At 43.5% G+C, this 12,930-nt stretch carries 11 protein-coding genes; 10 read left to right on the forward strand and 1 reads right to left on the reverse strand.

Features of this window, described 5'->3' with window-relative positions; all coding sequences use genetic code 11:
- Positions 1 to 254 precede the first annotated feature (254 nt).
- Positions 255 to 1,622, forward strand: a complete 1,368-nt coding sequence (miaB, locus tag BHV73_RS10140; protein WP_286738199.1) for a tRNA (N6-isopentenyl adenosine(37)-C2)-methylthiotransferase MiaB — start codon at positions 255 to 257, stop codon at positions 1,620 to 1,622.
- An 82-nt stretch (positions 1,623 to 1,704) separates the two neighbouring features.
- On the opposite strand, the gene BHV73_RS10145 is transcribed toward miaB, so the two are convergent.
- A complete protein-coding gene (locus BHV73_RS10145; RefSeq protein ID WP_286738201.1) occupies positions 1,705 to 2,205 on the reverse strand; it encodes a DUF3836 domain-containing protein in 501 nt (166 codons plus the stop codon).
- A gap of 615 nt (positions 2,206 to 2,820) precedes the next feature.
- Between BHV73_RS10145 and BHV73_RS10150 the strand changes: the two genes are divergently transcribed.
- The 9 genes from BHV73_RS10150 to BHV73_RS10190 all read left to right on the forward strand — a co-directional run bounded on the left by BHV73_RS10150 (position 2,821) and on the right by BHV73_RS10190 (position 12,928).
- A complete protein-coding gene (locus BHV73_RS10150; RefSeq protein ID WP_286738203.1) occupies positions 2,821 to 3,726 on the forward strand; it encodes a class I SAM-dependent methyltransferase in 906 nt (301 codons plus the stop codon).
- On the forward strand, positions 3,726 to 4,601 hold the full coding sequence (locus tag BHV73_RS10155) for a cell division protein FtsX (protein ID WP_009122006.1): 876 nt from the start codon (positions 3,726 to 3,728) through the stop codon (positions 4,599 to 4,601). The genes BHV73_RS10150 and BHV73_RS10155 overlap by 1 nt, the downstream gene beginning before the upstream one ends.
- Positions 4,602 to 4,641: 40 nt before the next feature.
- Positions 4,642 to 4,872, forward strand: coding sequence for a DUF3098 domain-containing protein (locus BHV73_RS10160; RefSeq protein ID WP_087425327.1), 231 nt, complete (start codon positions 4,642 to 4,644; stop codon positions 4,870 to 4,872).
- Positions 4,873 to 4,874: 2 nt separating this feature from the next.
- Positions 4,875 to 5,729, forward strand: a complete 855-nt coding sequence (locus tag BHV73_RS10165) for an undecaprenyl-diphosphate phosphatase (RefSeq protein WP_087425506.1) — start codon at positions 4,875 to 4,877, stop codon at positions 5,727 to 5,729.
- Positions 5,729 to 6,439 (forward strand): tRNA pseudouridine(55) synthase TruB, encoded by a 711-nt coding sequence (gene truB / locus BHV73_RS10170; RefSeq protein ID WP_286738205.1) that lies wholly within the window; start codon positions 5,729 to 5,731, stop codon positions 6,437 to 6,439. The genes BHV73_RS10165 and truB overlap by 1 nt, the downstream gene beginning before the upstream one ends.
- A gap of 109 nt (positions 6,440 to 6,548) precedes the next feature.
- Positions 6,549 to 7,607: a tRNA preQ1(34) S-adenosylmethionine ribosyltransferase-isomerase QueA gene (gene queA / locus BHV73_RS10175; protein ID WP_286738207.1), complete on the forward strand. Its 1,059-nt coding sequence runs from the start codon at positions 6,549 to 6,551 to the stop codon at positions 7,605 to 7,607.
- A gap of 30 nt (positions 7,608 to 7,637) precedes the next feature.
- Positions 7,638 to 8,087 carry a 2-amino-4-hydroxy-6-hydroxymethyldihydropteridine diphosphokinase gene (gene folK / locus BHV73_RS10180; protein WP_009122021.1) on the forward strand — a complete coding sequence of 150 codons (450 nt, stop codon included), beginning with the start codon at positions 7,638 to 7,640 and terminating at the stop codon, positions 8,085 to 8,087.
- Positions 8,088 to 8,127: 40 nt separating this feature from the next.
- Positions 8,128 to 9,744 carry a SusR family glycan utilization regulator gene (susR, locus tag BHV73_RS10185; RefSeq protein WP_286738209.1) on the forward strand — a complete coding sequence of 539 codons (1,617 nt, stop codon included), beginning with the start codon at positions 8,128 to 8,130 and terminating at the stop codon, positions 9,742 to 9,744.
- A 208-nt stretch (positions 9,745 to 9,952) separates the two neighbouring features.
- Complete coding sequence (locus tag BHV73_RS10190; RefSeq protein ID WP_286738210.1) at positions 9,953 to 12,928, forward strand: SusC/RagA family TonB-linked outer membrane protein; 2,976 nt, start codon at positions 9,953 to 9,955, stop codon at positions 12,926 to 12,928.
- Positions 12,929 to 12,930 lie beyond the last annotated feature (2 nt).

The following is a 12,930-nucleotide window of genomic DNA, read 5'->3' on the forward strand; positions in this document are numbered from 1 at the left end:
AATGCCAAATTAGCACTCGGAAAATGTTTACTCGCTTAACATAAATTAGTAGAAACACATCAAATAGAGGGGATTATGTGTTATTTTTCCATGGTTTCATCACTTTATTGGAAGGGAAGAAGTATCTTTGCACGCTGTCATTCAGAGCATGGCGAAGAATCACTTCCCTCTGACTACATAAAGGGAGCAGGTTTTTCGCTACGCTCTGAATGACAAAATGTAACTAATGTAACTTGATTTTAAACAAACTGATTATGGAAAATGTGACGGGAGCAGACTTTAAATCTGCAACTGCCGATGAGAACAAAAAGTTGTTCATCGAAACCTATGGCTGCCAGATGAATGTGGCCGATAGTGAAGTGATAGCCTCTGTGATGCAGATGGCGGGATATTCGGTGGCCGAAACGCTGGAAGAGGCGGATGCGGTATTTATGAATACCTGCTCTATCCGTGATAATGCCGAACAAAAGATTTTAAACCGCCTGGAGTTTTTTCATTCGCTCAAGAAGAAGAAAAAGAATCTGATTGTCGGCGTATTGGGATGCATGGCGGAGCGTGTCAAAGACGACCTGATTACGAACCATCATGTCGATCTGGTGGTAGGTCCGGATGCTTATCTTACTTTGCCCGACCTGATAGCTGCCGTAGAGGCGGGCGAGAAAGCCATCAACGTGGAACTTTCCACAACGGAAACTTATCGTGATGTGATACCTTCGCGCATTTGCGGAAATCATATTTCGGGTTTTGTTTCCATTATGCGCGGCTGCAATAACTTTTGTACCTATTGCATCGTTCCCTACACCCGCGGACGGGAACGCAGCCGGGATGTGGAAAGCATCCTGAATGAAGTTGCCGATTTGGTGGCTAAGGGTTATAAGGAAGTGACCTTGCTGGGACAGAATGTCAACTCTTACCGCTTTGAAAAGGCGGATGGGGAAGTGATAACTTTCCCCGCGTTGCTGCGTACCGTGGCCGAGTCGACTCCGGGCGTCCGTATCCGTTTTACCACCTCTCATCCCAAAGATATGAGCGACGAGACCCTGCAAGTCATCGCGGAAGTTCCCAATGTATGCAAGCATATACACTTGCCCGTGCAGAGCGGAAGCAGCCGTATCCTGAAGCTGATGAACCGTAAATATACCCGTGAGTGGTACCTGGAACGTGTTGACGCCATTCGCCGCATCATTCCGGATTGCGGCTTGTCTACGGATATTTTCTCCGGCTTCCATTCGGAAACGGAAGAAGACCACCGGCTTTCCCTCTCCCTGATGGAGGAGTGCGGTTATGACGCCGCCTTTATGTTTAAGTATTCCGAACGTCCGGGTACGTATGCCAGCAAGCATTTGCCGGATGATGTGCCTGAGGAAGTGAAGATTCGTCGTCTGAATGAGATTATCGCTTTGCAAAACCGTCTTTCTGCAGAGGCCAACGCCCGTTGCGTAGGAAAAACTTATGAGGTGCTGGTAGAAGGTGTTTCCAAACGCTCGCGCGACCAGCTCTTCGGACGCACCGAACAGAACCGGGTAGTTGTTTTCGACCGGGGAACGCACCGGACGGGCGATTTTGTGACGGTTAAGATTACAGAAAGCAGTTCGGCGACGCTGAAAGGTGAAGAAGTTTAGTTTGATATAAAAAAGGCAGGGGAGCACGAACCTCGCGGTCTATGCTCCCCTTATTAATGTATTGTTAACTTTAATTTTTCTGTTATTCCGCCATTGCCAGCAAGTTTGCCGTATGGTCTATACGGTTGTAGCTTACCAGTGTCCAGTTGGATTTTTCACTGTTCTTTTCATAGCTTTTGTAAGCTACCGGCATGTTCTCTTCGTTCATCTCATATACGCTTTTCTTCATATCCTTGTCATAAGCCTTGTGAGCCTTGTTCCAACGTGCGTATGACATGATGATTTCATTGTTTTCGTATTGGTAAGACATCTTGAAGTAAGGTGTCCATCGGCTTTGCAGGCTGTCCCATTTGGAAGCGGTCTTGCCGGTCAGGCGGTTTTCGTTGTCGTATGTAAATTCATAACGCATGTGGTTGTAGAGGTATGTGCCGTCTTGCTTGAAGATTGTTTTTGCTACTACCAAGTCATCCTTTACTTCTTCATTGGTGATGAAGTTGGCCTGAGCCTTTACTTCCGAGTTCATTACGCTTACGATAATCATTGCTACGAATGCGATTGCTTTGAATAAATTTGTAGTTTTCATAATCTTTATTTTTTTATTGTTACTATTTCCGTTTTATTTTTAGACGTTGTTTCCGATATAAAAAGTTGCCTTTTCGGTTCATCTTTTTTTCGAACGCCTTCGCCTGATAAAAGTCAAATCCTGTGCCAAAGATATAAATCGTTGATTATCAATTGTTATTATGCTTATGCGTCTGTTCGTTATCGGACACTTGTCCGCTCAAGACCGAACACAAAGGCTGTGATTAGTTTATTCTGCAGGAATAACAGGTATCTCCCCGCTCTCTGTTATCTTCTTTGTTTGCGAATTTTAATTCGTCAGACAGTTGTTATCCTTTCGTTAGACAGCCGTTGACTTTGCGTTAAACAGCTGTCTAACGAAAGGGAGACAGCTGTCTGACGTAATAATGACTACCGTTTAACGGATTAATGTCTGCCTGTTTCTTGGCTGTATTCTTAATGCGCGCCTTTTAATTGCGGTGAATTCCTTCCTTGTCACTTTCGGCGCAGCATTACTTTTATTAAATCTCCTTAATGAAAGCCTTGTAAATCACTTTTTATTTGTTATTTTGCACCAAATTTAGGATAAGTGCGGTCTGTTCGGTTCAGACTGCACTTCCTTATTGGTAAACGTTCGATGAATAAACTCACTATAAAAGCTTGTCCGGTATGTGGCGGAACGCATTTGGAGCGTACCCTGACCTGCATAGACCATTATGCCTCGGGTGAAGTATTCCACTTGTGCCGTTGCAGGGACTGTGGTTTTATATTGACCCAGGATTTTCCCGCAGAAGCGGAAATCGGACGCTATTATGAAACTCCCGATTATATATCCCATTCAGATACGAAGAAAGGGGTGATGAACTCCGTATACCATTGGGTGCGCAGCTATATGTTGAAGCGCAAGGCGCGCTTGGTGGCGCATGAAGCGCATCGTAAAACAGGACGTCTGCTGGACATCGGCACGGGAACCGGTTATTTTGCCGATACAATGAAGCGTTGCGGCTGGCAGGTGGAAGTCATTGAAAAGAACGCCCATGCACGCGCTTTTGCCAAGGAGCATTTCGGCTTGGAGGTAAAGCCCGATACGGCTTTGAAGGATTTTGAACCGGATAGTTTTGATGTCATTACGCTGTGGCACGTAATGGAGCACCTTGAACCGTTGAATGAGACTTGGGAAACGCTGAACTCGTTGCTGACGGAAAAAGGGGTGCTGATTGCAGCCGTACCCAACTGCTCTTCGTACGACGCCAGGAAATACGGAGCTTATTGGGCTGCCTACGATGTGCCCCGGCATTTGTGGCATTTCACTCCCGGCACTATCCAGCGGCTGGGTTCCAAGCATGGCTTTATTTTGGCGGAGCGTCATCCCATGCCGTTTGACGCGTTCTACGTATCCATGCTGACAGAGAAAAATATGCGCCGTTCATGTCCGTTCATACGGGGCATGATTACCGGTACATTGGCATGGTTCCATGCATTGGTAAGGAAAGAGCGCAGCAGTTCCATGATTTATGTGTTTCGTAAAAAAAAGGTGATTTAATGAAAGCTAAACGTAATTCGGTATCCTATTTTGATATGCAGTTCATCACATCCAGCATAAGTACTACATTGGTATTGCTGTTGTTGGGCTTGGTGGTGTTCTTTGTATTGGGGGCTCACAACCTTTCCGTATACGTAAAGGAGAATATCAACTTCTCTATTCTTATCAGTGATGATATGAAAGAGAGTGATATCCTGAAACTGCAGAAGAAACTGGATAAAGAGCCGTTTGTGAAGGAGACGGAATATATCTCCAAGAAACAGGCGCTTCGCGAACAAACCGAGGCGATGGGGACAGACCCGCAGGAGTTTCTCGGCTATAATCCTTTTACGGCGTCCATCGAGATTAAGTTGCATTCCGATTATGCCAATTCGGACAGCATTGCCAAGATAGAGAAGAAAATCAAGAGGAACACGAATATTCAGGAAGTACTTTACCAGAAAGACCTGATAGATGCGGTGAATGATAATATCCGCAATATCAGTCTGATGCTGTTGGGTTTGGCTGTCATTCTGACTTTCATTTCCTTTGCGCTGATTAACAATACAATCCGTCTGACTATCTACTCCAAACGCTTCCTTATCCATACAATGAAGCTGGTAGGGGCGAGTTGGAGCTTTATCAGGCGTCCGTTCCTGCGGCGTAATTTCTGGATAGGAGTATTGTCGGCTGTCATTGCCGATGCCGTTCTGTGGGGAGCCGCCTATTGGCTGGTTTCTTATGAACCGGAGTTAATCAGGGTGATTACGCCTGAGGTGATGTTGCTGGTTTCCGTTGCCGTACTGGTGTTCGGAGTGCTCATTACCTGGTTGTGTGCATTGCTCTCTATCAACAAGTATCTGAGGATGAAGGCGAGTACATTGTATTATATATAAGAGGTAAGAAATAGTAAATCATTAAATAGTAAATAAATAGATGAGTAAACAGAAGTTCGCTTTTGACAAGACCAATTTTATTCTGCTTGCTGTCGGTATGGCGGTGGTAATACTTGGTTTTATTTTAATGACCGGCCCTGTATCTACACCGACACACTTTGAACCGGACATTTTTAGTGTAAGACGTATTAAGGTGGCTCCATTGGTTTGCCTTTTGGGATTTGTATTTATGATATATGCCGTATTGCGTAAACCGAAAACAAAAGAATGATTATGGGAGATTTGAGTACACTTGAAGTAATTATTATAGCTATTGTAGAGGGATTGACGGAATTTTTACCGGTTTCTTCTACGGGACACATGATTATTACACAGAATCTGTTGGGTATAGAGAGTACGGAATTTGTAAAAGCCTTTACGGTGATTATACAGTTCGGTGCAATCCTTTCGGTGGTTTGGCTGTATTGGAAACGTTTTTTCCGTTTGAACCATACTCCGGTTCCAGCAGGGACTTCTGCGTTGAAGTGTTTTCTGCATAAATTCGACTTTTACTGGAAGTTGCTGGTGGCATTCGTTCCGGCAGCTGTATTGGGATTCCTGTTCAGTGACAAGATTGACGAGATGTTGGAAAGTGTGACTGTGGTGGCTGTGATGCTTGTAATTGGCGGTGTGTTCATGCTGTTCTGCGACAAGATATTCTCCAAAGGCAGTGAAGATACTGTCCTGACGGAAAAGAAAGCTTTTAATATCGGTCTGTTCCAGTGTATTGCAATGATACCGGGTGTGTCCCGTTCCATGGCGACGATTGTCGGCGGTATGGCACAGAAGATGACTCGCAAGGCTGCGGCAGAGTTCTCTTTCTTCCTAGCTGTTCCTACGATGTTTGCAGCTACGCTTTATAAGATGTTGCAGCTCTTTTTGGACGGCGGAACGGAGATTATCATGAACAATATGCCGGCATTGATAATCGGCAATGTGGTAGCTTTCGTGGTGGCTTTGCTTGCTATCAAGTTCTTTATCAGCTTCGTGACGAAATATGGTTTCAAGGCATTCGGCTGGTACCGTATCATTGTCGGGGGAATTATCCTTCTGTTGTTGCTTACAGGACACAATTTGGAAGTGGTGTGATGATAAATTTTAAAGAAGGAGAAGTTCTGTATTTCAATAAACCGTTGGGATGGACATCGTTCAAGGTCGTAGGCCATGCGCGCTATCACATCTGCCGGCGGATGAAGGTAAAGAAACTGAAAGTAGGCCATGCGGGTACACTCGATCCTCTCGCTACGGGAGTGATGATAGTGTGTACAGGCAAGGCTACAAAACGGATTGAAGAATTTCAGTATCATACCAAGGAGTATATCGCCACCATCCGGCTGGGCGCTACCACCCCTTCCTATGATTTGGAACATGAGATAGACGCTACCTATCCTACGGAGCATATCACGAGGGAGCTGGTAGAGGAGACTTTGAAGAAGTTCATCGGCGAGATACAGCAAGTGCCTCCCGCTTTCTCGGCCTGCATGGTGAACGGTAAACGCGCCTATGACCTTGCCCGCAAAGGCGAGGAGGTGGAGCTGAAGCCCAAGTTACTGGTGATTGACGAGATTGAACTGCTGGAATGTAATCTGCCGGAAATCAAGGTTCGGGTAGTGTGCAGCAAGGGTACGTACATCCGTGCTTTGGCGCGTGACATCGGTGAGGCGTTGAATAGCGGCGCTCATCTTACGGCTTTGGAGCGCACCCGCGTAGGGGATGTCCGTATAGAGGATTGCCTTAATCCGCTTGATTTCAAAGAGTGGATAGACGGGCAGGATTTAGTTATAAGTGATGAGTTATAAGTTATTTGCAATGAAGGAGCATGCTGCTGGATAACTTATACCATTTATGACTAAAAAATATACTGAAATAAACAATAAATAACTCATAACTTATAACTCATAACTAATTATGAAACTGTCGCAATTTAAATTTAAACTTCCTGAAGAGAAGATCGCCTTACATCCTACAAGGTATAGAGATGAGTCGCGCTTAATGGTATTACACAGAAAGACGGGCGAAATCGAACACCGTATGTTCAAGGATATTTTGGAATATTTCGATGATAAGGATGTATTTATCTTTAATGATACGAAGGTGTTTCCCGCCCGTTTGTACGGTAACAAGGAAAAAACCGGTGCGCGTATCGAGGTATTTCTGTTGCGTGAGTTGAATGAGGAGTTGCGTTTATGGGATGTGTTGGTGGATCCTGCCCGTAAAATCCGTATCGGTAACAAACTCTATTTCGGCGAAGACGATTCTATGGTGGCCGAGGTGATTGACAATACTACCTCGCGCGGACGTACCCTTCGTTTCCTTTATGACGGGCCGCATGACGAGTTCAAGAAAGCCCTGTACGCATTGGGTGAAACGCCGCTGCCGCACAGTATCATCAACCGTCCGGTGGAACCGGAGGATTCGGAACGCTTCCAGTCTATTTTTGCCCGTAACGAAGGTGCCGTAACGGCTCCGACGGCCAGTCTTCATTTCAGCCGCGAGTTGATGAAGCGCATGGAGATTAAGGGAATAGACTTTGCTTATATTACGCTGCATGCAGGTTTGGGTAACTTCCGCGATATCGATGTGGAGGACCTTACCAAGCATAAAACGGATTCCGAGCAAATGATTGTTACGGAAGATGCCGTAAAGGTTGTGAATCGCGCCAAGGATTTGAACAGGCAGGTATGCGCCGTAGGTACTACGGTGATGCGTGCGATAGAGAGCACTGTCAGCACAGACGGCCATTTGAAAGAATACGAAGGCTGGACGAATAAGTTCATCTTCCCACCGTACGACTTTACGGTTGCCAACGCGATGGTGTCCAACTTCCATATGCCGCTTTCCACCCTGTTGATGATTGTTGCCGCTTTTGGCGGTTATGATCAGGTAATGGAAGCCTATAATGTAGCGTTGAAAGAGGATTACCGTTTCGGTACTTATGGAGATGCAATGCTGATTACGGATAAATAAAATAAAGGTTGGCAATCCCTGTTTTTATTGATGTACGTTTACTTTAGTTTAGGGACTAATCTTGGCGATAAGGAGCATAATCTCCGTCTCGCCGTTCAGAAAATAGAAGAGCGGATAGGGAAAGTGATTTCCCTGTCCGCTTTTTATGCTACCGCTCCGTGGGGCTTTTCCTCTGAGAATACATTTTTGAATGCCGCTGTTTGTGTGGAGACGCTTCTTCCGCCGTTGTCTGTTCTGTATCTTACTCAGGAGATGGAACGTGAGATAGGACGCACTCATAAATCTGTCGGCGGGGTATATAGCGACCGGCTGATAGATATAGACTTGCTTTTGTATGATGACCGGGTGATGGATACCCCCGAACTGAAACTGCCTCACCCCTTGATGCACGAACGCCGTTTCGTGATGGAACCGTTGGTGGAGATTGCACCGGATTTAGTTCATCCGGTATTAAAGAAAAAAATGCGGGAATTGCTGTAAAAAATCGTATCTTTGTTTCCGCGCATAAATCAGTTTGCTCATGTTCAGATATTCGGCTTTCATAGTGTTTCTTCTGTGTTTTTATTCGGGCTTGACGGCCGGGGATAAAACGGATGATGATATTTTGCTTTTGAAGCTGGACAAGATGATTCAGCAGCGTGAGACATATCAGAAAAAGGTGGAAAAGGATATTGCGGAGCTTCGCAGGACGTTGGATTATGTAGGAGATGATAGAGCGAGGTTTGATATTTTGGGTGATTTGTTTGTCAAATACCGTTCCTTTAGGGTTGATACGGCGTTGATTATAGCGGAAGAAAGGCTGGAACTTGCAGACGGATTGGGTGAAGAATACGTTAATCAAGGGTTGATGAATCTGGCTGATGCTTTGAATAAAGTAGGAAAGCATGAAAATGCATTAGGTATTCTGGATAAAGTAAAGAGAACTGAGGCTGTGCGAAAGGATACCTATTTTTATTATTTGTATCATACTACCTATTTATCCTGTTACAGTGATGAAATGGAAGTGTCCAAGAAACAGTTGTTCATGCGGCAGATAAGGGCTTATAAGGATACGTTAGTGGCTATCAGCGATCCTAATACCGCCAGCTATGTGACGAATAAATGCGGCAGTCTGAGCCTGCAGGGAAAATGGGATGAGGCTATCCGGATATTGACCGGATATTATGAACGTTGTACGGATGATGATCCCGACAAGGCGAGAGTGGAATATCTGTTGGCGGAATTATATTTGGGCAAACGTGATGTACAGTTGGCAAAGCATTATCTTATCCGGGCTTCCATTACCGATATAACGAATGCCAAAAAAGTGTATATGTCGTTACAGCAATTGGCAATTTTGCTTTTTCAGGAAGGAGATATCGAAAGAGCTTATAATTATATTTCTTGTTCACTGGAAGATGTGAATTTTGGAAAAGCCCGTTATCGTATCGTGGATATAGCTGAATATCTCCCTATTATTAAAGCCGCCAATGATAGTCGTGTAAAAGCTGACAGGGACAAGGTGTTGTTTTTTCTTTTAGTTTTGTCCATTCTCGTTATTACACTGATTATCGCTTTCTTTGTTCTTCGCCAAAAGAACCGTAAACTGCTGAGGGTAAAGCAATCGTTGGCGGAACAGAATCAGCGTCTGCAGGAAATGACGGAGAATCTTACCCGGATGAACGAGGAAATTAAAGAATCCAACCATATTAAGGAAGAATATATTGGCTTGTTGTTTAATATCTGCTCTGAGTATATTTATAAACAGGAAACCGAGCGCAAGAGCTTATTGAAAATTGTCAATACCGGTTCTATGGCGGATATTTCCAAGATGCTTCATAATCAATCATCTACTACGGAAGACTTTAAACTGTTCATCAGTAAGTTTGATACTATATTCCTGTCTATCTTTCCGGATTTTGTGGAATCTTTCAATACTTTATTGAAAGAGGACGAACGTATACAGCTAAAAGAAGGTGAATTGTTAACGCCCGAACTGCGTATCTATGCCCTTATCCGTTTGGGTATTGATGATAATTCTAAAATCGCCAATTTTTTTCATTATTCGCTTCAGACAGTATATAACTATCGTTTAAGAATGAGGAATAAAGCGATTATTCCCGGAAAAGATTTGGCCGTTCAGGTACAAAAACTGTAAAAAGCGTCTCCTTTGAATTTACTTTTATTGTGTATGACTTTTTTGTTAATTTATTGATAATAAGGGTGCTATATTTTTATCATCTTTCCTTTTACTTACTTTTTCATTCATAACCTTTGTCAAGCGAAAGTATAATATCTACTTTCGCCTACAATCTAATTTTTATACCGAATGTGGTATACTTTGTTACACTTTAATTTAAAACATTATGAAAGGCAAGAAAAATCCAGAAGCTTTTGGAAGAAAGTGGCGGTATCTGTTTATGATGCTCGCTTTGGTTTTCAGTGTAGGGGTTTCTGCACAAAAAACAGTTATTAAAGGTAATATCTCTGATAGGGAAAATTTACCCGTTATCGGAGCAAATATCTTGGAAAAAGGGACGACAAATGGAACTATCAGTGATGTGGACGGTAATTTTACAATCACCGTCAGCAGTCCCAAGGCTGTTTTACTTATTAAATATATCGGCTATAAAGATGTGGAAAAGGTCGTTTCTCCAATGATGAAAATCTTGATGGAGGAAGATAGTGAGATGCTCGAAGACGTAGTCGTTATAGGTTATGGAAGTGTGAAGAAATCTGATGCGACAGGTTCGGTAACCGCTATCAAACCGGATGATTTTAATAAAGGCTTACGTACTACCGCTCAAGATGCTTTGGTGGGTAAAGTACCGGGTGTAAATGTCGTTTCAAGTTCCGGCGCTCCGGGAGCGGGCGCCACTATCCGTATCAGAAGCGGCGCATCACTATCTGCATCCAATGATCCGCTAATTGTTGTTGACGGTGTACCGGTGGACAACTCCACTATTGAAGGTGGCGGAAATGTAATCGGAGGTATCAACCCGAACGATATTGAAACATTTACCGTATTAAAAGATGCTTCAGCCACTGCTATCTACGGTTCCCGCGCATCTAATGGCGTGATTGTAATTACTACTAAGAAAGGTTCCGATTCCAACCTGCGTTTCAACTATTCTACTAACCTTTCTGTAAGCACCATTACGGAAAAATTGGATGTACTTTCCGCTGATGAGTTCCGTGAGTTCGTTCCTACGGTATCGGGTGTTCCGGGCTCCGTGACTTTGGGTACGGTTTCTACTGATTGGCAGGATGAGATTTACCGTACGGCATTCGGACAAGAACATAACTTTTCCGTTTCCGGTAAGGTAAAGAAAAATGCACCTTACCGTTTGTCGGTAGGTTATAATAATCAGAATGGTGTGGTAAAGACAAATAACTATGAACGCTTTACCTTTAATGGAGGTATATCTCCTAAGTTTTTTGACAATCATCTTACCGTTGACCTGAACGTTAAAGTTTCGTATGAGGATAATCAGAAGGTGGATGAAAGCGTCGTTAATAATGCGCTCCGATACGATCCTACCCGTCCTGTCATGACCGGAAGTGCAACGGGAGCCGATGAGCCGGGATTGGGTTATTTTATTTGGATGAATGGAAATTCTCCTATGGCTATTCAAACCGATAACCCTGTGGCGCAACTCGAATTGCAGAATTTGCATAATAAAGTAACCCGTTCCATCGGTAATGCTGCCATCAATTATAAAGTGCACCGTTTGGAAGATTTACAGTTGAACGCCAATTTGGGTTATGATGTATTGAGAAGTAAATATACTAAGAATGTGCCCGATATGGCCGGTATGATGTATACATCTAACATGAAAGACGGTACGGGACTTATGTATGATTCTAAACAGAATAAGCGTAACTATTTGTTGGATTTATATGCCAACTACTCTCATGTGTTCAATGAAAAGCATAATTTCAGCGCGATGGCGGGATACGGTTGGCAACATTTCTGGAAAAAATTCGATGCGACCACTCTCTCTCCGGAAGGCAAAGAACTGTTCTCGCCAAATCATTATGAGTCTGAATATTATCTACTTTCATTCTATGGACGTTTAAATTACTCGTATGATAATCGTTATATGATTACAGCCACTCTGCGTTCAGATGCTTCTTCACGTTTTGCCAAGGATAACCGTTGGGGCTTATTCCCTTCCGTTGCATTGGGATGGAAGATCAGTCAGGAGGCATTTTTACGCGATTCGGAAGTATTGTCAGACTTGAAGTTGCGTTTGAGCTATGGTCAAACCGGACAGCAGGATATTCTGAATGACTATCCGTATATGACTACCTTTACGGTATCTTATCCGGAATCTTGTTATCAATTCGGTGACAAATGGTACTATACTTATCGCCCGAACGGCTATGATTCTGATATTAAATGGGAAACTACCGAAACTTATAATATCGGTTTGGATTACGGTTTTCTTAACAATCGTATTTACGGTTCTATTGATTACTATCAACGCCACACAAAAGATTTGCTGAATACTATCAATGTAATTTCAGGAACCAACTATTCCTCCGTCATTACAACCAATATCGGTGAGATGGATAATAAAGGTGTGGAATTTGCCATCAATGCGGTGCCTGTGCATACAAAAAACTGGAAATGGACAGTGGGCATGAATTATACATGGAATGATTCTGAAATAACCAAGCTGAATGTTATTGATTCGGATGCCAATTTTGTGCAGACAGGAGCTATTTCTGGTACGGGCAAGACGGTTCAGGTATTTATGGTAGGTCAACGTCCCTATACTTTCTATCTGGCAAAACAGGCTTATGATGATGGAGGTAAACCTATCGAAGGGCAATATGTGCAACCGGATGGCTCTATCTCTGCGACAGAAACAAAATATGCCACGAACAAAAGCGCATTGCCGACATCCTATCTGGGATTCAATACCCAGCTTACTTATAAAAACTGGGATTTTGCCATTAGCGGACACGGGGCATTCGGTAACTATGTATATAATTATGTGGCTGCCGACCAGTATGTGCAATCGGTGTACAGCGATCAAGGAAATTTCTCCAATATATTACGCAGAACTAAAGACACCGGTTTCCAGAACCAACAACTTTATTCGGATTATTTCTTGGAGAAAGGCAATTTCTTCCGCATCGACAATATTTCTTTGGGATATACATTCCAGAAGTTATGGAATAGTTCCAGCTCTTTGCGCCTGACGTTCGGTGTGCAGAATGTTGCTACCTTTACAAGCTATTCCGGTATTGATCCGGAGATTTACAGCGGTATCGATAAAGAGGTATATCCCCGTCCGCGCGTATTTTCATTAAGTGCTAATTTAAATTTCTAACG

Source organism: Bacteroides sp. 44_46 (assembly GCF_001915465.1).
GTDB lineage: Bacteria > Bacteroidota > Bacteroidia > Bacteroidales > Bacteroidaceae > Bacteroides > Bacteroides clarus.

What these genes read in the sequence shown, in the direction of transcription:
- truB (WP_286738205.1), top strand. Translation starts at nt 5,729, where the DNA reads ATGATAAATTTTAAAGAAGGAGAAGTTCTGTATTTCAATAAACCGTTG.
- BHV73_RS10150 (WP_286738203.1), top strand. Translation starts at nt 2,821, where the DNA reads ATGAATAAACTCACTATAAAAGCTTGTCCGGTATGTGGCGGAACGCAT.
- susR (WP_286738209.1), top strand. Translation starts at nt 8,128, where the DNA reads ATGTTCAGATATTCGGCTTTCATAGTGTTTCTTCTGTGTTTTTATTCG.
- queA (WP_286738207.1), top strand. Translation starts at nt 6,549, where the DNA reads ATGAAACTGTCGCAATTTAAATTTAAACTTCCTGAAGAGAAGATCGCC.
- BHV73_RS10190 (WP_286738210.1), top strand. Translation starts at nt 9,953, where the DNA reads ATGAAAGGCAAGAAAAATCCAGAAGCTTTTGGAAGAAAGTGGCGGTAT.
- BHV73_RS10165 (WP_087425506.1), top strand. Translation starts at nt 4,875, where the DNA reads ATGGGAGATTTGAGTACACTTGAAGTAATTATTATAGCTATTGTAGAG.
- folK (WP_009122021.1), top strand. Translation starts at nt 7,638, where the DNA reads ATGTACGTTTACTTTAGTTTAGGGACTAATCTTGGCGATAAGGAGCAT.
- miaB (WP_286738199.1), top strand. Translation starts at nt 255, where the DNA reads ATGGAAAATGTGACGGGAGCAGACTTTAAATCTGCAACTGCCGATGAG.
- BHV73_RS10155 (WP_009122006.1), top strand. Translation starts at nt 3,726, where the DNA reads ATGAAAGCTAAACGTAATTCGGTATCCTATTTTGATATGCAGTTCATC.
- BHV73_RS10160 (WP_087425327.1), top strand. Translation starts at nt 4,642, where the DNA reads ATGAGTAAACAGAAGTTCGCTTTTGACAAGACCAATTTTATTCTGCTT.
- BHV73_RS10145 (WP_286738201.1), bottom strand. Translation starts at nt 2,205, where the DNA reads ATGAAAACTACAAATTTATTCAAAGCAATCGCATTCGTAGCAATGATT.